Annotated in this window: 23 protein-coding genes and 1 riboswitch; of the genes, 3 read left to right on the forward strand and 20 right to left on the reverse strand. The window is 34.5% G+C overall.

Going from position 1 to position 21,937, the window contains the following annotated elements; translation table 11 throughout:
• The first annotated feature begins 1 nt into the window (after position 1).
• Positions 2–796: an MOSC domain-containing protein gene (locus DMB71_RS16575; protein ID WP_111367972.1), complete on the forward strand. Its 795-nt coding sequence runs from the start codon at positions 2–4 to the stop codon at positions 794–796.
• Here the strand turns inward: DMB71_RS16575 and DMB71_RS16580 are convergent.
• The 12 genes from DMB71_RS16580 to DMB71_RS16635 all read right to left on the reverse strand — a co-directional run bounded on the left by DMB71_RS16580 (position 793) and on the right by DMB71_RS16635 (position 10,422).
• Complete coding sequence (locus DMB71_RS16580; protein WP_111367974.1) at positions 793–1,503, reverse strand: HesA/MoeB/ThiF family protein; 711 nt, start codon at positions 1,501–1,503, stop codon at positions 793–795. The genes DMB71_RS16575 and DMB71_RS16580 overlap by 4 nt on opposite strands.
• Before the next feature lie 71 nt (positions 1,504–1,574).
• On the reverse strand, positions 1,575–2,687 hold the full coding sequence (gene thiH / locus DMB71_RS16585; RefSeq protein ID WP_111367976.1) for a 2-iminoacetate synthase ThiH: 1,113 nt from the start codon (positions 2,685–2,687) through the stop codon (positions 1,575–1,577).
• Positions 2,688–2,727: 40 nt separating this feature from the next.
• Positions 2,728–3,105 carry a GxxExxY protein gene (locus DMB71_RS16590; protein WP_111367978.1) on the reverse strand — a complete coding sequence of 126 codons (378 nt, stop codon included), beginning with the start codon at positions 3,103–3,105 and terminating at the stop codon, positions 2,728–2,730.
• A 133-nt stretch (positions 3,106–3,238) separates the two neighbouring features.
• A complete protein-coding gene (locus tag DMB71_RS16595) occupies positions 3,239–4,015 on the reverse strand; it encodes a thiazole synthase (RefSeq protein WP_111367979.1) in 777 nt (258 codons plus the stop codon).
• A complete protein-coding gene (locus DMB71_RS16600) occupies positions 3,996–4,634 on the reverse strand; it encodes a thiamine phosphate synthase (protein WP_111367981.1) in 639 nt (212 codons plus the stop codon). The genes DMB71_RS16595 and DMB71_RS16600 overlap by 20 nt, the downstream gene beginning before the upstream one ends.
• A complete protein-coding gene (locus DMB71_RS16605; RefSeq protein WP_111367983.1) occupies positions 4,627–5,379 on the reverse strand; it encodes a hydroxymethylpyrimidine/phosphomethylpyrimidine kinase in 753 nt (250 codons plus the stop codon). The genes DMB71_RS16600 and DMB71_RS16605 overlap by 8 nt, the downstream gene beginning before the upstream one ends.
• A complete protein-coding gene (locus DMB71_RS16610; RefSeq protein WP_111367985.1) occupies positions 5,337–5,948 on the reverse strand; it encodes a thiamine phosphate synthase in 612 nt (203 codons plus the stop codon). The genes DMB71_RS16605 and DMB71_RS16610 overlap by 43 nt, the downstream gene beginning before the upstream one ends.
• 90 nt (positions 5,949–6,038) lie before the next feature.
• Complete coding sequence (gene thiC / locus DMB71_RS16615) at positions 6,039–7,862, reverse strand: phosphomethylpyrimidine synthase ThiC (protein WP_111367987.1); 1,824 nt, start codon at positions 7,860–7,862, stop codon at positions 6,039–6,041.
• Positions 7,863–8,000: 138 nt separating this feature from the next.
• A complete protein-coding gene (gene thiS / locus DMB71_RS16620; RefSeq protein ID WP_111367989.1) occupies positions 8,001–8,207 on the reverse strand; it encodes a sulfur carrier protein ThiS in 207 nt (68 codons plus the stop codon).
• 67 nt (positions 8,208–8,274) lie between these two features.
• Positions 8,275–8,371: riboswitch (TPP riboswitch) on the reverse strand.
• Positions 8,372–8,480: 109 nt separating this feature from the next.
• On the reverse strand, positions 8,481–9,041 hold the full coding sequence (locus DMB71_RS16625) for a DNA-3-methyladenine glycosylase I (RefSeq protein WP_111367991.1): 561 nt from the start codon (positions 9,039–9,041) through the stop codon (positions 8,481–8,483).
• A 14-nt stretch (positions 9,042–9,055) separates the two neighbouring features.
• Positions 9,056–9,736 (reverse strand): hypothetical protein, encoded by a 681-nt coding sequence (locus tag DMB71_RS16630; protein WP_111367992.1) that lies wholly within the window; start codon positions 9,734–9,736, stop codon positions 9,056–9,058.
• Between the two features lie 23 nt (positions 9,737–9,759).
• Complete coding sequence (locus DMB71_RS16635; RefSeq protein ID WP_111367994.1) at positions 9,760–10,422, reverse strand: queuosine precursor transporter; 663 nt, start codon at positions 10,420–10,422, stop codon at positions 9,760–9,762.
• A 161-nt stretch (positions 10,423–10,583) separates the two neighbouring features.
• Here DMB71_RS16635 and DMB71_RS16640 point away from each other — a divergent pair, with 161 nt between their 5' ends.
• Positions 10,584–12,647, forward strand: a complete 2,064-nt coding sequence (locus DMB71_RS16640; RefSeq protein WP_111368069.1) for a M3 family metallopeptidase — start codon at positions 10,584–10,586, stop codon at positions 12,645–12,647.
• A gap of 60 nt (positions 12,648–12,707) precedes the next feature.
• Here the strand turns inward: DMB71_RS16640 and tsf are convergent, their stop codons facing one another.
• The 6 genes from tsf to DMB71_RS16670 all read right to left on the reverse strand — a co-directional run bounded on the left by tsf (position 12,708) and on the right by DMB71_RS16670 (position 17,378).
• A complete protein-coding gene (gene tsf / locus DMB71_RS16645; RefSeq protein WP_091493501.1) occupies positions 12,708–13,670 on the reverse strand; it encodes a translation elongation factor Ts in 963 nt (320 codons plus the stop codon).
• Between the two features lie 143 nt (positions 13,671–13,813).
• A complete protein-coding gene (gene rpsB / locus DMB71_RS16650; RefSeq protein WP_111367996.1) occupies positions 13,814–14,581 on the reverse strand; it encodes a 30S ribosomal protein S2 in 768 nt (255 codons plus the stop codon).
• A gap of 176 nt (positions 14,582–14,757) precedes the next feature.
• Positions 14,758–15,144, reverse strand: a complete 387-nt coding sequence (gene rpsI / locus DMB71_RS16655) for a 30S ribosomal protein S9 (protein WP_008466792.1) — start codon at positions 15,142–15,144, stop codon at positions 14,758–14,760.
• A complete protein-coding gene (gene rplM, locus DMB71_RS16660; protein WP_008466793.1) occupies positions 15,144–15,599 on the reverse strand; it encodes a 50S ribosomal protein L13 in 456 nt (151 codons plus the stop codon). The genes rpsI and rplM overlap by 1 nt, the downstream gene beginning before the upstream one ends.
• Positions 15,600–15,793: 194 nt before the next feature.
• The gene (locus DMB71_RS16665; protein ID WP_111367998.1) at positions 15,794–16,606 is read right to left on the reverse strand and encodes a ferritin-like domain-containing protein; all 813 of its coding nucleotides are present in this window, start codon (positions 16,604–16,606) and stop codon (positions 15,794–15,796) included.
• Between the two features lie 25 nt (positions 16,607–16,631).
• Positions 16,632–17,378 (reverse strand): ferritin-like domain-containing protein, encoded by a 747-nt coding sequence (locus tag DMB71_RS16670; RefSeq protein ID WP_111368000.1) that lies wholly within the window; start codon positions 17,376–17,378, stop codon positions 16,632–16,634.
• Positions 17,379–17,585: 207 nt separating this feature from the next.
• On the opposite strand from DMB71_RS16670, the gene DMB71_RS16675 reads away from it, so the two are divergent.
• Positions 17,586–18,611: a LacI family DNA-binding transcriptional regulator gene (locus DMB71_RS16675; protein WP_111368001.1), complete on the forward strand. Its 1,026-nt coding sequence runs from the start codon at positions 17,586–17,588 to the stop codon at positions 18,609–18,611.
• A 41-nt stretch (positions 18,612–18,652) separates the two neighbouring features.
• Here the strand turns inward: DMB71_RS16675 and DMB71_RS16680 are convergent, their stop codons facing one another.
• Both DMB71_RS16680 and polA read right to left on the reverse strand, forming a co-directional pair.
• Complete coding sequence (locus tag DMB71_RS16680; protein WP_111368003.1) at positions 18,653–19,042, reverse strand: hypothetical protein; 390 nt, start codon at positions 19,040–19,042, stop codon at positions 18,653–18,655.
• A gap of 57 nt (positions 19,043–19,099) precedes the next feature.
• Positions 19,100–21,937 (reverse strand): DNA polymerase I, encoded by a 2,838-nt coding sequence (polA, locus tag DMB71_RS16685; protein ID WP_111368005.1) that lies wholly within the window; start codon positions 21,935–21,937, stop codon positions 19,100–19,102.

Below are 21,937 nucleotides of genomic sequence, written 5' to 3' on the forward strand. Positions count from 1 at the left end.
AATGAGTGCAATTTACAGCGTAAAAGAAATTTATATTTATCCGATAAAAAGCTTGGCAGGAATCAGTCTTGAATCTGCAAAAGCTGAAGAAATGGGCTTTGAAAACGATCGCCGTTGGATGCTGGTTGATGCAGAAAACCAAATGCTGACACAGAGAGAACATCGAATTATGAGTCAGTTTTATCCGCAGATTTCAAATGGAAAAATCAGCATTACTTTTCAGGATCAAAAGCATGAATTTTCTATTAACGAACATTTAGAAAACGCAATAGAAGTAAATGTTTGGGATGATAAAAGTGAAGTGGTTGAGGTAAATCTTGAAACTTCAAAATGGTTTAGCCAACATTTAGGTTTTGAATGTAAATTGGTTAAAATACTTAAAAATGGAGCTCGTAAACACGAAAGCTCCAAATTAAAAGAAACATTCAATGTAAGTCTTGCAGATGGTTATCCATATTTATTACTTGGAACCAAAAGCTTGGATTTTTTGAATGATAAATTGGATGAAAAAATTACCATAAAAAGATTTCGCCCAAACCTTGTAGTAAGTACTGAAAAACCTCATGAAGAAGATGATTTTAAGACTTTTAAGATAGGAGAGGTTCAATTTAAAAATATAAAACCCTGCGGAAGATGTGTTATGGTAAACAATGATCCAGAAAATGGGCGTTTGAAAAAAGAACCTCTAAAAACGTTGAGCAAATACAGAAATGTTGATAATTCGGTTTTATTCGGAACCAATATTGTGAGTCTGAATTCTGGAATTATCAGCGTAGGAGATGAGGTTGTTTTTTAGAAATTCAACTTTGTAAAATTCCAGTTTAAGGTATTAAAAATAACAAGTTCATTATTTAAAGGTGGCAATTCTAAAATCAGCTTTAAAGTTTCGTGCGCCATCATGTTGCCTATAATTCCAGGCAATGTTCCTAAAACACCATTTAAATTACAATTTGGAACATCTTTTGGATCGGGCATTTCCGGGAATAAATCCCTAAGATTTTTACTTCCGTTATGATTAAAAACAGCAAGTTGTCCTTCAAATTTTAAAATACTTCCGTAAATCAAAGGTTTTTTAAGCTGAACGCAAGTATCATTGACTAAATAACGAGTGGAGAAATTATCAGAACCATCGACAACAATATCATATTGCTGAATGATTTCCGATGCATTTTCAGCAGTTAATTTTTCATTAATGGCAACAGCCTCAATTAACGGATTTAGTTTAGAAACTACTTCTTTAGCAACAATTGATTTATGCTGACCAATTTCATTTTCGGTATATAAAATCTGTCTATGGAGATTATGAATTTCAATGGTATCAAAATCCATGATTCCAATAAATCCAACTCCTGCAGTCGCAATATATTGCAAAATCGGACAGCCCAAACCACCGGCTCCAATTACCAGAACTCTGGCCTTTTTTAATTTTTCCTGCCCTTCATCGCCAATTTCAGGAAGGATGGTTTGTCTATTGTAGCGAAGGAATTCTTTTATGATACTCATTATTTTAATTGTGAATTGTGAATTGTGAATTGTAAAATGTTAAGTCTTGGAACCTGAAAATTGAAACAATTTCAACTATAAACTTTGTCCCAATCTTTCCAAACAGGTTCATAACCTGCATTTTTTATGATGTTTGAAATTTCTTCTGCTGAACGTTCATCGCTGATTTCGAATTGCTCCAAAGATTGCGGATCAACAACATAACCGCCAGGATTTGTCTTCGAACCAGCGCTCATACTTGTAACTCCAATCGGAATAATGTTGTTTCTGAATTTCTCATTTTCTCGCGTTGAAATAGAGATCTCTAAATCTTCATTCCACAATCTGTATGCGCAAATTAATTGTGTCAAATCTTTGTCATCCATAATGAAATTAGGCTCTATAATGCCTTCTGCTGGACGGAGACGTGGAAAAGAAACAGAATATTTCGTCTGCCAATATTTCTTTTGAAGATAATCTAAATGTAAAGCATTGAAAAAACTATCAGTTCGCCAGTCTTCCAAACCTAATAAAACCCCTAAACCAATTTTATGAATTCCAGCAGTTCCAATTCTATCAGGCGTTTCTAATCGATAATCAAAGTTTGATTTTTTTCCTTTTGTATGATATTTTTTGTAAACTTCCTGATGATATGTTTCCTGATAAACTAAAACTGAATATACTCCAGCATAATGCAAACGCTGGTAATCTTCTTTAGAAAGCGGTTGCACTTCAACAGAAATAATGGAAAAATCTTTTCTAATTAGAGCAATTGCATTCAGGAAATAATTGATGTTTACAGTATAATTTGCTTCGCCTGTAACCAATAAAACATGGTCAAAACCAGCACTTTTTAAGGCTTCGACTTCTAGTTTTATTTCGGCATCAGAAAGTGTTTTTCTTTTGATTTTATTGTCTAAACTAAATCCGCAGTACGTACAGATATTTTGACATTCATTACTCAAGTATAACGGAGCATACATTTGTATCGTTTTTCCAAAACGTTTTTTGGTGATTTCATGGCACTTTTGAGCCATTTGTTCCAAATAATTTTGAGCAATAGGCGAGATTAAGATCAAAAAATCATCGAGATTGTATTTGGTTTTGGACAAAGTGCGCTCAACATCTTTTGATGTGGTTTTGTATATTTTAGATTGGATTTCATCCCAATTATATTGCTCAAAAATGGATTTGAATGTTTTCATTTTTTTATTTGTTTCCCGCAGATTTTGCAGATCATGCAGATTAAATTTTATTGGCAACACGATGAATATTTTCTAAGATATTAGAGCAGTTGAAATTGACTAATAGTCCAAGTTTTTTGTTAGTCAATTTTAAATAAGTATTTAATTGTTTAAAATGAATAGGTTTTATTTCTTCTACTGATTTCAATTCTATAATTACTTTATTTTCGACCAAAATGTCTAATCTGAAAGTTATATCTAAGTAAACATTATCATATTTAACTGGTAAATCAATTTGTTTAACTACGTGTAATCCATCTTTTTCTAATTGATAATAAAGTGCGCTCTCATAAATTGATTCTAATAATCCAGGCCCAAGAGTGTTATATACTTTAAAAATTGCTCCTCTAATTTTATATGAAATCTCATTTTCTGACATATTTTTTTAATTCAAAATTAAAGAAAATTCTGTCTTTTTGAATATGGTGAAAATATCATAATAAATAGAATGACCAGTTTTAGCATATAAAAATATCTGCTAAATCTGCAGAATCTGCGAGAGAAAAATCAATTTACTCATAAAGAAAAGAAGTCAACGGGCTAGAAGCCGAAGCATAATTTTGCTGATTAGCAACTTTAGCTTCAAAAGCCTTTCTTCCAGCAATAACCGCTTCTTTAAAAGCTTCAGCCATTAATTTCGGATTTCCTGCAACGGCAATCGCAGTATTCACCAAAACAGCATCGGCTCCAATTTCCATTGCTTTTGCTGCATCAGATGGCGCTCCAATTCCTGCATCTACAATAACAGGAACTGTACTTTGTTCGATTATAATTTCGAGAAAATCAATCGTTTTTAAACCTTTATTGCTTCCAATTGGTGAGCCTAAAGGCATTACAGCCGATGTTCCTGCGCTTTCTAAATGTTTGCACAAAACAGGATCAGCGTGAATATAAGGAAGTACAATAAAACCCAATTTTGCCAATTCTTCTGTCGCTTTTAAAGTTTCAATTGGATCGGGCATCAAATATTTTGGGTCAGGATGAATTTCCAGTTTTACCCAGTTGGTTTCCAAAGCTTCTCGAGCCAGTTGCGCAGCAAAAACAGCTTCTTTGGCATTTCTCGCTCCAGAAGTATTGGGTAATAAATTGATATTTGGATATTTTAAGTGCGATAAAATAGCGTCGGTATCAGTTTCAAGATCAATGCGTTTTAATGCAACAGTAACTAATTCGCTTTCTGAAGCCAAAATAGCCTGTTCCATTTCTTCATTCGAGCCAAATTTTCCCGTTCCAAGAAACAGACGGGATACGAACGCTTTGTCTCCTAAATTAAACAATGATGTTTGCATATAATTTTTCTTTTAATTGTTGAATTAATTTTTCCTTTTCATCACTTTCAGTAATGATTCCAGAAACGGCAATTCCGAAAATTCCAGTTTCCATTAACGGACTCACATCGCGTAATGTGATGCCTCCAATAGCATAAACTGGAATGTCGATTTTATTTTTTTTCAGTTTTTGAAGAATTTCATGATAACCTGACAAACCCAAAATTGGACTCAGTTTTTCTTTTGTAGCTGTAAACCTGAAAGGCCCCAAGCCAATATAATCGCAACCGTTTTTTACGTGATTTTCGATATCTTCAAAAGTATTGGCAGTTCCTCCGATGATTTTTGTAGAGCCTAAAATCGCTCTTGCTTCATCGATTTTTGTGTCCGTTAGTCCTAAATGAACACCATCAGCTGAAATTTGTTCTGCGAGATGTAAATCGTCATTTACAATAAAATTCGCAAGATATTCTTCGCACAAAGGTTTTACTGCTTCCGCCAAAGTAAAAACGTCTTTTTGAGTTTGATTTTTAAATCGCATTTGTACCCAATTGCATCCAGCATCAAGCGCTTGGTGTATGTTGCGTAATTGGTCGTCAATTGTTTCGCCTTGCGAAATATATTGCAGTTTGTTATACATAATGGTATCCGATTAATGTTGTAGTTGAACTAAGATAGTTTTCAATATAGATTTTAGCATTTTTGCAGGCTTCTTCTGTAGTTTGGTTTAGGGCTAAATTTGAAGCGATAGCCGAAGAAAGGACACAGCCTGAGCCATGTTTTTCGTAGCAGTCTTTTTCAGTAGGAAATAAATCAAGAATTTTATTTTTCAAAAACAATTGATCTTTTCCGATTTCATTTGAATTGTGTCCGCCTTTGAGCAGAATTGCAGTCGAAATTTCATTCTCAATCCAAAGATGATCTTTTATAAAACCGGGAAGTAATTGTTCGATTTCTATATAATTTGGTGTAATCAAATTGATTTTTGACAAGATTTGGTTGAGATCTGAATGATCTTCAATGTTTAAGAAATCAAACTCTGTAGTCGATTTTAAAACTGGATCCCAGACAATTTTTGTATCAGGAGAAATCAATTTTATCGTTGATAGAATTCGATTTAAGTAAGAAAGAGATGGTACAATCCCTATTTTAACAGCACTTATTTTATAGCTTTGAAACAAGACTTCAATAGATCGTATCACAAAATTGATATTAATCCATTCAATCTTATAAAATTCATTTTCAGTCTGAATAGTATTAGCTGTTGCAATAGCGAAGCCAGTAACTTTATGCTGTTCAAATGTTTTGATATCAGCCAAAATCCCAGCACCACCAGACGGATCTAAACCTGCGATTGTGAGTACGAATGGACGATTTTCTGACATAATTTAAATTGTTTTACAGGATTTTCATTGTTCCAAATACTTCCCAAAAGAGCGATATCATCAAAACCATTTTCAAGAGTTTTGTGTATGTTTTGAGAATCAATTCCGCCTAAAGCAATAACTTTCGTTTTATAGTTTTTTCGCAATTTTAATGCTTCAAAAAGATCAATTATTGGATAATAATTTTCTTTTGAAATGCTTTTAAAAACTGGACTTAAGAATGCATAATCAAAATCATTTTCTAACGAATTAAAATCTTCTACTGAATGTGTTGATGTCGATTTATACCTACAAGGTTTTGGAAACCTTGCAGGAGAATCAAGATTGCTTTTTCTTTCTTTTTCAGAAAAATGCAATCGTTTAATTCCAAAATCTTCTGCCAAATCATAATGATTGTGCAAAACCAGTTTATTACGAAATTCTAGTTTTATCTGATTAATAAACTGAGTCATTTCCAACTCTGAAAAATCAGGTTTTCGAATATGAAGCAAAGACAATCCTTCTTCTAATAAAGAATGTAGAATTTGAATTTCATCTTCAATAAAAAAAGGATTTGTAATCACAATCATTTCAAAAAAGTATTAAGTATTAAGATGAAAGTATTAAGAGTTTGCAGATTTTAAGTCTTAATACTTAATTCTTCCATCTTAATACTTTTGTTATATATAAATCTCTTTTCCTTGCTCAATAAATTCCTCTGATTTCTCCTGCATTCCTTTTTCTGCTGCAGCGACATCTCTGATTTCTTGTGATATTTTCATAGAGCAGAATTTCGGCCCGCACATCGAACAGAAATGCGCTACTTTAGCACCATCAGCAGGAAGTGTTTCGTCATGAAATTCTCTTGCGGTATCTGGATCTAAAGCCAAATTGAACTGATCTTCCCAACGGAATTCAAAACGTGCTTTACTCAAAGCATTGTCTCTATATTGTGCTCCAGGATGGCCTTTTGCTAAATCGGCAGCGTGAGCAGAAATTTTATAAGTAATCACACCGTCTTTTACATCTTTTTTATTTGGTAAACCAAGATGTTCTTTTGGCGTCACATAACACAACATGGCACATCCGTACCAGCCAATCATGGCAGCGCCAATTGCCGAAGTAATATGGTCGTAACCCGGTGCAATATCTGTAGTTAAAGGACCTAAAGTATAAAAAGGAGCTTCATGGCAATGCTCTAATTGTTTGTCCATGTTTTCTTTAATCATGTGCATCGGAACGTGCCCCGGACCTTCAATAAAAACCTGAACATCATGTTTCCAAGCAATTTTGGTTAATTCTCCCAAAGTTTCTAATTCAGCAAATTGTGCAGCGTCATTAGCATCTGCAATCGAACCCGGACGTAAACCGTCTCCAAGAGAGAAAGCCACATCGTATTGTTTCATGATTTCGCAGATCTCTTCAAAATGTGTGTACAGAAAGTTTTCTTTATGATGAAATAAACACCATTTTGCCATGATTGATCCGCCGCGAGAAACGATTCCTGTAACTCGATTGGCGGTTAAATGAATGTAACGAAGTAAGACTCCAGCATGAATCGTAAAATACGAAACACCTTGTTCTGCTTGTTCAATCAGCGTATCACGGAAAATTTCCCAAGTTAAATCTTCTGCAATTCCTTTTACTTTTTCTAAAGCTTGATAAATGGGGACGGTTCCAATTGGAACAGGAGAATTTCTGATAATCCATTCTCTGGTTTCGTGAATGTTTTTTCCTGTAGATAAATCCATAATCGTATCAGCTCCCCAGCGACACGCCCAAACCGCTTTTTCAACTTCTTCTTCAATGCTTGAAGTCACGGCACTGTTTCCGATATTGGCATTAATTTTTACCAAAAAATTACGACCCACAATCATAGGTTCACTTTCTGGATGGTTGATGTTGTTTGGGATAATAGCTCTTCCACAGGCAACTTCAGAACGTACAAATTCAGGTGTAATTTTGTTTTTTGGAGTATTCGCGCCAAAGCTGTTTCCACTATGTTGGCATTGCATCGCTTTGGTTTGCTCATTTAAAACCTCAATTCTTTGGTTTTCACGAATCGCAATATATTCCATTTCTGGAGTAATAATGCCTTTTTTAGCATAGTATAACTGTGTTACATTTGCACCTTTTTTGGCACGTTTTGGCTGATGAAGATATTCAAAACGAAGATGATTCAAACTTTCATCTTTTAATCTGCTTAAGCCGTAATCTGAAGTGATTTCATCTAAAATTTCGACATCATTTCGGTCAAGAATCCAATTTTCGCGTAGGCGTGGCAATCCTTTTCTAATATTAATTTCAATATTTGGATCTGTGTAAGCTCCTGATGTATCATAAACTGTAACGGGAGGATTTTTCTCAATTCCGCCATTTGAGAGTTTAGTGTCGCTTAAAGTTATTTCGCGCATGGCTACTTTTATTGGATGAATTTCTCCGTCGATATAAACTTTTTTAGAATTCGGAAACGGGGTTCTGGATATTTGTTCTTCGTTTGTCATAATATTTTTGTTTCAGGTTTGAAGTTTAAAGTTGATTCTGATTGCGTTTAATCGCAACATTGTGGAGATGTGCAGTGCGCCTACATCCAGCATATAATTGGAATTTGAAATTTTTGTATTCGAATTTTAAATTGAAATTTATCCCCCTTGTGTAGCAGAAATAATCAGGATTTCGTCAGTTTCTTGTACGAAAAATTCGTTCCATTTGAGTTTGGGAACTACAGTATTGTTGACGGCAACGGCGATTCCGTTTTGTTTGTTCGGAATTTCGAGATCGAGCAATGATTGAACGCTTAGCGATTCAGCATTGAATTGTTTGGTTTGTTGATTGATTTTTAGTTCCATTCCTTTTTCAGTTTAGTGTATAGATACACATTAGGAATGGCTACAGTAACGCATAGAAATGCGTTCAAGAAGTCATCTTACTTTTCCCTACGCTAGTATGAACTAGATCAGGTTCAGAGGGTAAAATCTCAGCCTGCGTGTTGCAGACACCCCTAAAGTGTGAAGCAAATGTAATAAAATTTTGTTTGGGAGTTTAAAAAAGTTTCAAGTTTCATGTTTTAAGTTGTTTTTTTGAGTGCAGCCACAACGTGAAACTTGAAACATGAAACAAAACTATTTTTTTCTCGTCCAGCAATCTTCTACATGATCATTGACCATTCCCGTTGCCTGCATATGAGCATAAATAACGGTTGAACCGACAAATTTGAATCCTCGTTTTTTTAAATCTTTGCTGATAGCATCAGAAATTGGAGTGGTTGCTGGAACATCTTTTAACGTTTTTGGCTTATTGTCAATTGGTTTTCCTTCAATAAATTTCCAGATGTAATCAGAGAATGTTCCAAATTCTTCTTGTACCTTCATAAAGGCCTGAGCATTTGTGACAGCCGATCTAATTTTGAGTTTATTTCGGATAATTCCAGTGTCTTGAAGTAATTCTTCGATTTTATCTTCAGAATAATTAGCAATTTTTTTATAATCAAAATTGTCAAAAGCAGTTTTGAAGTTTTCTCTTTTATTTAAAATAGTAATCCAGCTTAATCCGGCTTGAAAAGTTTCTAGAATTAAAAACTCAAAAATAGTAGGGTCGTCATAGACAGGAGTTCCCCATTCTTCGTCATGATATTTTTTATACAAATCGCTGGCAGAACACCAGCCACATCTTATTGGTTCCATTTTTAATTCTAATTTTATCTTCCAATTTGCCAGCTATATCCTTTTACACTCGGAATATAGGCTGAGCGCCCAATTATGATTAAATTGGTATAGATTTTCCTATTATATTTGATGCCGATAGCATTGCCCGACATATACATTTTATTTGCTTTGAATTTTACTTTCATTTTGCCATCTTCAAGTTCGGCATCTGATACTTTTTCAACAAGCCAAGTTGATTTCCATTTAACAGATAACTCATTTTCTGCAGTTTTAGTAACACTTTTAATTAGTTTAACAGCTTCTTCTGGAATTTCAAAATGTTCGGTTAATTGTTTTTGAGTCATGGTCTGACCCATTTTGCATTTTGCTAATATTTTACGAACATTAACAAAATTTAATAATTCCTCGTTGACTTCTTTTTTTATAGACGTGGTAGTACTCGGAGTATGAGTTGGTATTTGAGGACTTAACTCAGGTATTGCTATCGGATTTTTAACAGCAAATGGATTTTTTTGAGAAGCGGTTTTTGGGGATTCAAATTCCTTTGAAGCGGTAATACTTTTTGAAGAAACTTTGCGAGGTATCTTCACAGCAGCTGGTGTCAACTTATTGACAGATTGAATGACTTTTTTAGGCTGTTTTTTTTCGTCATTGCCACAGCTGAAAAAGAAATAGGTAACAGAGAATAAAATAAGCAAGTGAATTTTTTTCATGACCTAAATATTTTTTTTATTCTTTATCCTTTATGCGCCGGATCTTCGTCCAAATATTTTTTAATCAAATGATGTCCTAAATAAATTGCTGGGGTTAATAAAATAGCAATTGCTAACTTAAAAGTATATCCTATTAATCCCGAAGATATAAAAGTGTCAAAATCAATTTTCCCAGGAAGCCAAAATGCAATTCCTAAAACAATAAATGAATCAAACAATTGCGAAATAACAGTAGAGCCAGTAGTTCTTAACCATATTTTTTTCTCACCCGTTCTGTTTTTGAAAAACCAAAATATCCATACGTCAATAAGCTGTGATGCCATGAAAGCGATTAAGCTTCCAATAATAATCCACATACTTTGTCCAAATACCGCTTGAAACTGCTGGTCATTTACAGGACTAATTCCTTTTGCAGCTGGAATTGTAATTGCCATAAAAAGAATCAAAAAAGCATAAGCAATCAGACATGCCGTTATGAAAGAAAGTTTTTTTACGCCTTTTTCGCCAAAATATTCATTAATCAAATCGGTAGTTAGAAATACAACTGGCCAAGGTAGAATTCCTATACTCATGACAAAAGGTCCAATTTGAATTAGCTTTCCTCCAATTAACTCAGCCACAACGGCATTAGTTATAAATATTCCTGCTAAAATTACAAAAACAATTTCTTTTCTGGTTCTAAACATTTGATTTTTGGTATTGATATTTCAAAAATAAACTATTTCTTTTAATTCTTTGAAACTATAATTCGTTGGCGTATGAAGTTTGCTTTTGATTGGTTAATTTTGAGATTCTGTTGCTTTTTTTTCAAATCGAAATTTGCTCAGAATTAATTAATGCATTTATTATGAAAACACCAATAGAATTAGATAATCCATTGTTAAAAGATTGGTCTGGGCCTTATGGAGGAGTTTCAGATTTTAGTACTTACCAAGTTTCAGATTTTAAGCCAGCAATAGAATTTGCTATTCAAGAAAAACTAGAAGAAATTTATGCTATTGCTAATAATTCAGACAGGCCAACCTTTAAAAACACAATTGAAGCATTGGAACTTTCTGGCGAAAAATTGGATAGAATTCACGCAGTTTATGGTATTTACAGATCCAATTTAAGTACTCCAGAGTTTAATACAGTTGACACTGAAATGTCGCCAAAATTGGCTGAGATTAATGATAAACTGTATCAAAATGATAAACTGTTTTCTAGAATTGAAGCTTTATACAAATCGGATGAAAAGAAAAACTTAACCAAAGAGCAGCAACGTTTGCTTTGGCTTTATTATACCGATTTTGTTAGGGAAGGAGCAGAGCTAAACGAACAGGATAAGAGTAAAGTGGCTAAGATCAATCAAGAATTGGCTGGACTTTTTACAGCTTTTAGTCAAAAGCTATTGGCAGAAGAAAATAATCAATATATAGAGCTAAATACAGAGGCTGATTTTGACGGTTTGCCTGAGGAATTTAAGAATGCGGCAATTGCCGAGGCGAAAGAAAGAAATCTAAATGTTTTAGGTTGTATTGGAAACACAAGATCTTCAATAGAACCTTTCTTGACTTTTTCAAACAGGAGAAATTTAAGAGAAAAAGCTTTTGATATTTTTGTTAAACGAGGCGATAATAAAAACGAAAATGATACCAATGAAACTCTTGTGTCTATTTTAAGATTAAGAGCTGAAAAAGCAAAGATTTTAGGTTTTAAAAACTTTGCTGAATGGAGTTTATCAAATAAAATGGCTAAAGACCCACAGAAAACGCTCGATTTGATGCATTCTGTATGGAAACCTGCTGTAGAGAAGGTGAATAACGATGTTTCGGCTATGCAGGAAATGGTAAATGAAGAAGGGGAAGATTTTAAAATCCAGCCTTGGGATTACCGTTATTATGCAGAGAAAGTCCGTAAAGCAAAATACGATTTAGATCAGAATGAAATTAAACAATATTTGCAGCTGGAAAATTTACGTGAAGGAATGTTCTGGACGGCTGGAGAATTGTTTGATTTAGGTTTTAAACAATTATTTGATGTTCCGGTTTATCATTCCGATGTTCGAGTTTGGGAAGTAAATAATAAAAAAACTGGCGAACCTATTGGTTTGTGGTATTTTGATCCTTATGCACGTACAGGAAAGCGTTCGGGAGCTTGGATGAATTCGCATAGGGACCAGCAGAAAATAAAAGGGAATGTGCTTCCTATTGTTTCAAACAATTGCAATTTCATAAAAGGAAATAGTGACGAACCTGTTTTGATTTCGTGGGATGATGCTACAACTTTGTTTCACGAATTTGGCCATGCGCTTCATGGATTGTGCTCGAATGTTACTTATCCAAGTCTTTCTGGAACTTCGGTTGCGAGAGATTATGTGGAGTTTCCGTCTCAGTTGCTAGAACACTGGCTGGCGACGCCAGAAGTGTTGAATAAATTTGCGCTTCATTATAAAACTAACGAACCTTTGTCGCAATCATTGGTAGAAAGAATAGGTAAGGCGGCTAATTTTAATGAAGGTTTTGCAACGGTAGAAACGATCTCAAGTTCTTTTGTCGATATGAAATTGCATTTAACAACTGAAACAGTTGACCCGCATGCGTTTGAGAAGAAGATCTTGAGCGAAATTAATATGCCATCTGAAATTGTAATGCGACACAGAATTCCACAGTTTGCGCATATATTTTCAAGCGACGGTTATGCGGCTGGTTACTACAGTTATTTATGGGCAGATGTTATTAATGCAGATGCTTACGAGGCTTTTCTGGAAGCAGATGGACCGTTTGATAAAAATGTTTCAGAACGTCTTTATAAAACAGTTTTAAGTGTCGGAAATACTATTGATAATGAAGAAATGTATGAGAATTTCAGAGGCCACGCTCCAAAATCTGATGCATTGATGCGAGCAAGAAATTTTCCAATTGAAAATTAAACGAAATAAAAAAGCCCGAATAACTAAATATTCGGGCTTTTTAATATTGAAAATAATATATTAACCTAAAGTAACTCTTTTGAAACCTGTAATTTCAACATTGAATCCTTTTACGTAATCACCAACTTTTTTACTGTCATCTTTGATGAAGTTTTGATCTAAAAGAGCTTTCTCTTGATCTAAAGTAGTGTTATCAGAGATAAAACGTTGAACTTTTCCTGGAAGAATTTTGTCCCAGATCTGCTCTGGTTTTCCTTCAGCTTTTAATTCAGCTTTAGCATCTTCTTCAGCTTGTTTGATAACTTCAGGAGTTAATTGAGAGAAAGAGATGTATTTAGGAACATTTTTCAAAGTTTTTCCTAAACGTTTTGCTTCTTCGTTGTCTTTTTCGATTACAGCAATACGAGCAGCAAGTTCAGATTCAACGAAAGCAGGATCAAAATCTTTGTAAGATAAAGTATCAGCTCCCATAGAAGCAACTTGCATAGAAATGTCTTTTGTTAAAGCTTCAGCGTTTGCAACTGGAGCAGAAATTGCAGTTAAAGCAGCAATTTTATTAACGTGTACATAAGATCCAACGTAAGCACCTTCTAAAATTTCAAAACCACCGATTTCGATTTTCTCACCGATAACACCAGTTTGCTCGATTAATTTCTCAGCAACTGTGATTCCGTTGAAATCAGAAGCTAATAATTCTTCTTTTGTAGAGAAGTTGATAGCTCTTTCTACTAAATCTTTAGCTAAAGCAACGAAAGCTTCATTTTTACCTACGAAGTCAGTTTCGCAGTTTAAAGTGATGATCGCTCCTTTAGTATTGTCAGCATTGATGAAAGAAACAGCAGCTCCTTCAGCAGACTCACGATCAGAACGGTTAGCAGCAACTTTTTGTCCTTTTTCTCTAAGGATTTGGATAGCTTTATCGAAATCACCTTCAGCTTCAACTAAAGCCTTTTTACAGTCCATCATTCCGGCACCTGTAGATTGTCTTAATTTATTTACGTCTGCAGCAGTAATTGTTGCCATAATATTTTAAGTTTTAATATGTTTTTAAAAGTAAAAAATTCCATCTTTTAAATCCCAAACTCCAATTTTAATAAATTATCAACATAACGTTTTTAATTTTGTCTTGGATTTTGGAATTTAAAATTTGGAATTTAAATTTTGATTTATTCTTCAGTTTCAGTTGCAGGAGCTTCAGCTTCAACAGCAGGAGCTTCTTCAGCAGCTTCAACTTCTTTTTCAGCACCTCTGTCAGAAAGACCTTCGATTACTGCAGTAGTCACTAAAGATAAAATTTTGTCAATTGATTTAGAAGCGTCATCATTTGCAGGAATTACGTAATCAACCTCTCTTGGGTCAGAATTCGTATCAACCATTGCGAAAACTGGAATGTTTAATTTTTGAGCTTCTTTTATTGCGATGTGTTCAGCTTTGATATCTACTACGAACAATGCTGCAGGTAGTCTAGACATATCAGCAATTGAACCTAAGTTTTTTTCTAATTTAGCACGTAGACGATCAACTTGTAAACGCTCTTTTTTAGATAAAGTGTTGAAAGTACCATCTTTCTTCATTTTATCGATAGAAGACATTTTTTTAACTGCCTTTCTGATAGTTACGAAGTTAGTCAACATTCCACCTGGCCATCTTTCAGTGATGTAAGGCATGTTTGCTGCTTTTGCTTTATCAGCAACGATGTCTTTTGCTTGTTTTTTGGTAGCTACGAATAAGATTTTTCTACCTGATGCAGCGATTTTTTTCAAAGCTTCGTTAGCCTCTTCAATTTTAGCTGCAGTTTTGTATAGATTGATAATGTGAATACCATTACGCTCCATATAAATGTAAGGAGCCATGTTTGGATCCCATTTTCTAGTCATGTGTCCGAAGTGAACACCTGCTTCTAGTAATTCTTTTACTTCTATTTTGTTTGCCATTTTTGTACTAGTTTACGTTCTGTTGATTAGCAATGTATAAATGGCGATTTCTCTGGCTTTATACATTTAGATGCTAAACTATATCCTACCTCGATAGGAGAGCAACAATAACTGTGTTTTTTAATTTCAATAAATAATTGATAATGTCTTGTCCCATCTGAACAAGACAGGTAATATTAACGTTTAGAGAATTGGAATCTCTTACGAGCTTTCTTCTGACCGAATTTCTTACGTTCAACCATTCTTGGGTCTCTTGTTAATAAACCTTCTGGTTTAAGGATAGCTCTGTTTTCAGCGTTAACTTCACACATTACGCGTGCTAATGCCATTCTTACAGCTTCTGCCTGACCAGTTGTACCACCTCCGTAAACGTTTACTTTTACGTCAAAGTTACTAGCGTTTTCTGTCATAGAAAGCGGTTGTAAAACTTTGTATTGTAAAGTTGCAGTTGGAAAGTAAGTTGCGAATTCTTTTTTGTTTACAGTGATGTTTCCAGTTCCTTCAGAAACGTATACACGTGCAACAGCGGTTTTTCTTCTACCGATTTTGTGAATAACTCCCATTACTTAAGATCATTTAGGTTAACAGTTCTAGGTTTTTGAGCTCCGTGTTTGTGCTCAGATCCTACAACAACATTTAGATTTCTAAAAAGTTCAGCACCTAATTTGTTTTTAGGTAACATACCTTTTACAGCTTTTTCTACTAATGCAGCTGGATTTTTAGCTTGCAATACTTTAGCAGTTAAAGTTCTTTGTCCTCCTGGGTAACCTGTATGACGCATGTAAATTTTGTCATTCATTTTTGTACCTGTAAGGTTAATTTTTTCTGAGTTGATAACAATTACGTTATCTCCACAGTCAACGTGCGGTGTGTAACTTGGCTTGTACTTACCTCTTAAAATCATTGCAACTTTAGAAGCAAGACGTCCTAAGTTATGACCTTCAGCGTCAACAACAATCCACTCTTTAGTTACAGTGGCTTTACTTGCTGAAACTGTTTTGTAGCTTAATGCGTCCATAATATTATTTTAATTAAACATTCCATCCCCAATAAAGGGGATGCAAAAGTACAATTAATTATTTTAAAACCAAATACCTGAAAGAATATTTTATCTGCTGAAAATCAGGTACTCAGTTTTTTAATTAATTAATGAATAAAAAAACCGTCTTCACAATAATGTCAAGACGGTTAAATATTTAGAGAAAAAAGTAATTATACAATAAATATATTGGCAATATCAACAACTTGTTGTGTTGTAAGTGGCTCATCATAAGCTTCTGAGCCGGCCGCGGCACCAAATGCGGCAGCGGTATTAAATCCTGCTTGTACCGTTACGCCTTCACCATCATAAACAGGTTGAGTAGCTGCTGGCATTCCAGCACCTCGGTCAGAATTGGAAATCCATCCTTTTAAACCTCGCAGTCTTCTAACCTCAGAAGCATGACGGGCTTCGACTGAATGAATCTGTAGTGCTGCAGTCAATAAATCGGGTGTTGTGATTAAGTTTGCAGCCTGACCTTTGTATGCTCTAACTCCTGTGTCTTCAAAGGCTTGTGCCAAAGCTAAAAATGTTGGATAATCATGAAAAGGATCAAATGCTCCACCCACAGTAAAATCAAAAGTGGGTTTAGGAACAAAGTTCGGGCTTGCGGTACCGCCTAAGCCTGCAATTAAAAATTTGACATGATCAGATTCATGATCCGCAATCTGTTGGAATACTTTTAAATCACGCCCGCCATTCTCAGAAGCTGGAATTACCCCAGAATCTAAAGCCATTGAGTAAAATTCGTTTTCAAGATATTCTAAGGTTAAAGCAAATTGAAGAGCTCCAATTGGAGTTGCTGGAGTTGCTGTAATGTCTTTAGCGAAAGCTTTATTGGTAAGAGCCGACAGTCCGAAAGGAATTGACGCTAAGGCTAAATTTTTTCCAATATTTCCAAAATGCGAAAAACTGTCTCTGCGTGAACCAGTACTGTTCATTAAATTATCATCAGTAAAGGATTCTATAAATTTTAAAATGTTCATAATTTCTAAGTTTTATTGGTTAGGATTAAGGCAAGTATTTAGCTGTAAATTTTGTGGTAATAAAACCAGCAGCAATCGGCAGGATTTTAGATGGATCTTTTGCATCATCTAATCCTGTTGACATATTTACGATATCGTCTCCAGCAAAATCTTTAGAATTTGGGTTGATCAAACTTCTTATGGCTGATGCGTGTCTAGCTTCAACGGAAACAATTTTCCCTGCTAATAATAAGTAATCTGCAGTTTTAATTAATTTTCCTGCTCCATTGTAAGCGGCAACACCTGTGTCTTCAAGGGCTTTCGCAGTGGCTAAAACTTCGTTACGGCTATTAAAATTTAAAGAACCGTAATTAAAGGCTAAAGAAGGAAGCAGTTGTGAACTAGGATCTGGAAGCGCACCAGTCAAGGCTGCTTTGAAAAAATCTCTGTGAACTACTTCATGATGATATAAGTCGGTCAAAACTTGACGCTCAGTGTCATTAAATACTGTATTAAAGCTTGTAGAATTTACAACTTTAGTATAAAAGTCTGCTTCTAGTTGCTCTAGGGCGTACGCATAGGTTAACACTCCAAAATCTCCCGAACCCAAATCGAAAACACCATTTCTTACTCCTGGCAGAGAAGTGTCTTCCATATTGTTGTCATTATCATTATCGCTGCATCCAGCTAGAACCAAACCTGTGGTTACTAATGTTAATCCACTGAGCTTAAGAAAGCTCCTTCTGCTATTCAGTGAAGGATCAACTTCATGAATTTTAACTTCGTTTTTCATAATCAATTTTTTATTAGGTTAACAACATTGGTCTTAGTTGTTTGGTATTTAATTATTAACGAAATTTTAAGGGATACGGTTTTATAAAAATCTTCTTTTATGGATTTTTTTCGAATAGGTGGTATAATTTAAAAGACTAAATGGCTGTTTTTTGTTTTATTTTCGGTAATTCTACTATATTTGTATTAATTACATAAACTTTTATAGATGAAAGCTAAAGCAACTCTAAAACAAATTGCGAAAGAACTAGGAGTTTCTGTGTCAACAGTGTCTAAAGCATTGAATGACAGTCCAGAAATTAGTGAGCAAACGAAGGTTAAGATTAAGGAGTATGCCAAACTCAAAAATTATAAGCCGAATGTTATTGGTCTAAATTTAAAAAATCGTAAAACCAAAACGATAGGAGTAATTATTCCTAATATTCTAAATTCTTTCTTCGCGAAAGTTTTTAGCGGTATTGAGAAAGTTGCCGATAAAAAAGGATATAATGTAATTACATGTATTTCTAACGAATCTTTAGAAAAAGAAATTCATACGCTTGAAATGTTGAGTAACGGAACCATTGACGGATTTATCCTTTCGGTTTCTGAAGAAGCTCAAAAACTTCAAGATTACAACCATTTTTCTGAAATTATTAATGACGGAACGCCAATCGTGATGTTTGACCGTATTGCTGATGAAGTAGATTGTGATAAGGTTGTTGTAGATGATTTCGATTCTGCATTAAATTCAACACAGCATTTAATTAATCTTGGATGTAAAAATATTGCTTTAATATCTTCTGTGGATAATTTGAGCGTTGGAAAACTAAGAGCTGATGGTTATTTAAAAGCTTTAAAAGACAATAATATTCCAGTTAACGAAAAAATTATTCTTCGTACCGATTCTGAAGAAGATATGAAAGCCAAAATAGATGCGCTTTTTGAGAATAAAATTGATGGAATTTTTGCTTTGGACGAAAATGATTCGGTTGCAGCTTTAAGAGTAAGTTTGAAAAAAGGCTACAGAGTTCCAGAAGATATTTCGATTATTGGTTTTGCAGATGGTATTTTGGCTTCAAGACGTTTGTCGCCAAGTTTGACTACAGTAAGTCAGCATGGAGTTGAAATTGGAGAGGTTGCCGCAAAAAGATTAATCGAAAGATTAGAAGAGCCGGAAGGAACAGTTTCAGATTATGAAACAATCGTAATCAAAACAAAATTAAAAGAAAGAGAATCGACAAGAAAAGTATAATAATGAAGAAAAACCATCAGTTTGCGCTGATGGTTTTTTATTTATAGCTCTTTTATAAATTTAATTAGATAAACAAAAAGAATAACAGTGATAAGTGTGATTCTAAATGTTTTTTGTTGTTTAGCTTTAAGAATATAGCCGTCTTTTTTAAGCTCCCATGTAAATAGCAGTTCAAACAATGTGCTTTTGGGTTTAAGTACAAAATCTGAGATTTGATAACTCTTATTTGCCTTTCTTAAAATTTCTTCTGCTTCTTCTTTTTCTGCAGCTTTAATTGCATTTTCAATTTCTGAAGTATCGACATTTCTGTTAGATAATTCATGTTTTGCTAGATAAACAGCATCACGGTTCCATTTTTTTGGAGAACCAACAATATTTAAAAGTTCCTCTGTTGTCCTGCTTTTTATAGGAGGCTTGAAATTATCGACCATTCTTGCTTTTTACAAATTTTAAAACCTAAAATCAACAATCTGCAATCTAAAATAAAATTAATGCGCTTCTAACCAGTCTTTGCCCATTCCAAGTTCAACTTCTAAAGGGACTGACATTTTAAAAGCATTTTCCATTTCGTGTTTAATCATAGGCTGGATTTTTTCGAGTTCGTCGTTATGAACATCGAACACAAGCTCATCATGTACTTGCAGTAACATTCTAGATTTCCAGTTTTCGTCACGAAGTTTTTTATGAATGTTGATCATTGCTATTTTGATTACATCGGCAGCACTTCCTTGAATTGGCGCATTTACAGCATTTCGTTCTGCTGCACTTCTTACAACGGCATTGGCAGAATTAATGTCTTTTAAGTAACGACGACGGCCTAAAATAGTTTGTACATAACCTTTTTCGCGTGCAAATTCGACTTGTTCTGAAATATAAGATTTCAAACGCGGATAAGTTTTGTAATATGCATCGATCAAAGCGGCACTTTCACTTCTAGAAAGTGAAGTCTGGCTGCTTAATCCAAAAGCAGAAACACCGTATATGATTCCGAAGTTTACCGTTTTAGCATTGCTTCTTTGTTCGCGGGAAACTTCTTCTAAAGCAACATTAAAAACCTTTGCAGCGGTTGCTCTGTGAATGTCTTCTCCGTTTTGGAAAGCGGCAATCATATTTTCTTCGCCACTTAGAGCAGCAATAATTCGCAATTCAATTTGCGAGTAATCGGCAGAGATTAAAGTATGGTTTTCATCGCGTGCAACAAAAGCTTTACGAATCTGACGCCCTCTTTCGGTACGAATCGGGATGTTCTGTAAGTTCGGATTATTAGAGCTTAAACGCCCAGTCGCAGCAACCGCCTGCATATAATCGGTATGAACGCGTAAGGTCTTTTTGTCAACTTGTTCTGGCAGAGCCAAAATATAAGTGCTTTGCAGTTTTACCATCTGGCGCCAATCTAAAATATCTTTTACGATTGGGTTGTCATTTGCCAAATAAGTCAAAACTTCTTCGCCAGTTGCATATTGTCCGGTTTTGGTTTTCTTTTGTTTTGCTCCGCCAATTTTTAGTTTTTCGAATAAAATATCACCTAATTGTTTTGGTGAAGCTAGGTTGAATTTCTCGCCAGCCGTTTCGTATATTTTTTGTTCCAAAGATTTGATTTCAACATCCATTTCTTTAGACATGTCTTTTAAGAAATCAACGTCAAGACGAATACCCTCCATTTCCATATCGGCTAAAACGCTTACTAAAGGAATTTCGATTTCGTCAAATAACTTTTTAGTTTCGGTTTTGTCTAATTGAGTTGTGAAGATCTCTTTCAGTTGTAAGGTAATATCAGCATCTTCTGCAGCGTATTCTTTAATATCTTCTAAAGGAACATCACGCATATTAAGCTGATTCTTCCCTTTTTTACCAATCAAAGTTTCAATAGATTTTGGAGAATATTTCAAATACGTTTCAGCCAAAATATCCATATTATGACGCATATCAGGATTAATCAGATAATGCGCGATCATCGTATCAAAAAGTTTTCCTTTTACGGTAACGCCATAATTAGAAAGGATTTTTAAATCGTATTTTAAATTCTGTCCGATTTTTTCAATGTTTTCATTTTCAAAAAACGGGACAAATTTGTCTACTAAAGCTTTTGCTTCTTCCTGATTTTCCGGAAACGGAACGTAAAATGCTTTTCCTTTTTCGTAAGAAAATGACATTCCGACCAATTCTGCGTGAAGAGCATCGATTCCTGTGGTTTCGGTATCAAAACAAACGGAAGTCTGTTTTTGTAAATTCTGTAAAAGCAATTTAATTCCTAAATCACCTTGAATAGTCTGATACGAATGTTCAGTATTTTCTAAAGTGTTATAGAAAGAAGTTCTTGGAGCGTCTGTATCTTCATCTGCATCAGCGCTTCCAAAAAGATCAAATTGGTCTTCGTTTTTAGCAGCAGTTTTTTTAGCTGGTTTTGCATCTGGAGTTGCAGTAGTCACTTGACCACCATCTGTTCTGAATAAATTGTCAAACTGTTCTGCCATTCTTCTGAATTCTAATTCTTGAAAAATAGCATCTGTTTTTTCGATATCTGGACGAGAAAGTTCGTAATCTTCTTCATTAAAAGTAACATCGCAATCAGTAATAATTGCAGCCAGTTTTTTAGAAAGAATGCCTTTTTCTTTATTCGCTTCGATATTTTCTTTCATTTTGCCTTTAAGCTTATCAGTATTTGCTAAAAGGTTTTCCATAGTGCCAAATTCTTTCAGGAATTTTTTGGCAGTTACTTCACCAACACCAGGAAGCCCAGGAATATTATCGACAGCATCACCCATCATTCCAAGAAAATCAATTACTTGTTCTGGCCTTTCAACTTCAAATTTTGCCAAAACCTCAGGAACTCCCCAAATTTCGATTCCATTACCCATTCGGGCTGGTTTATACATAAAAATATTTTCAGAAACTAGTTGGGCAAAGTCCTTATCTGGAGTTACCATATAGACTTTGTAGTTTTGTTTTTCTGCCTGTTTAGCGATTGTTCCAATTAAATCATCGGCTTCGCAGCCTTCAAGTTCAATAATCGGAATATGCATAGCTCTTAATAACTCTTGAATATACGGAACAGCAATTTTAATCGCTTCTGGAGTTTCATCTCTGTTCGCTTTGTATTCTACAAACATTTCTGTTCTCACATGGCTTCCTCCTTTATCAAAAGCAACGGCCAAATGATCTGGTTTTTCTCTTTTAATAACATCCAAAAGTGAGTTCATAAAACCCATAATTGCAGATGTATCCATTCCTTTTGAGTTGATTCTCGGGTTTTTTATAAAAGCATAATAACCACGAAAAATTAATGCGTAAGCATCTAGAAGAAAAAGGCGTTTTTGAGTTGACAT

Source organism: Flavobacterium tistrianum (assembly GCF_003254545.1).
In the GTDB taxonomy this organism is placed as follows: Bacteria; Bacteroidota; Bacteroidia; order Flavobacteriales; family Flavobacteriaceae; genus Flavobacterium; species Flavobacterium tistrianum.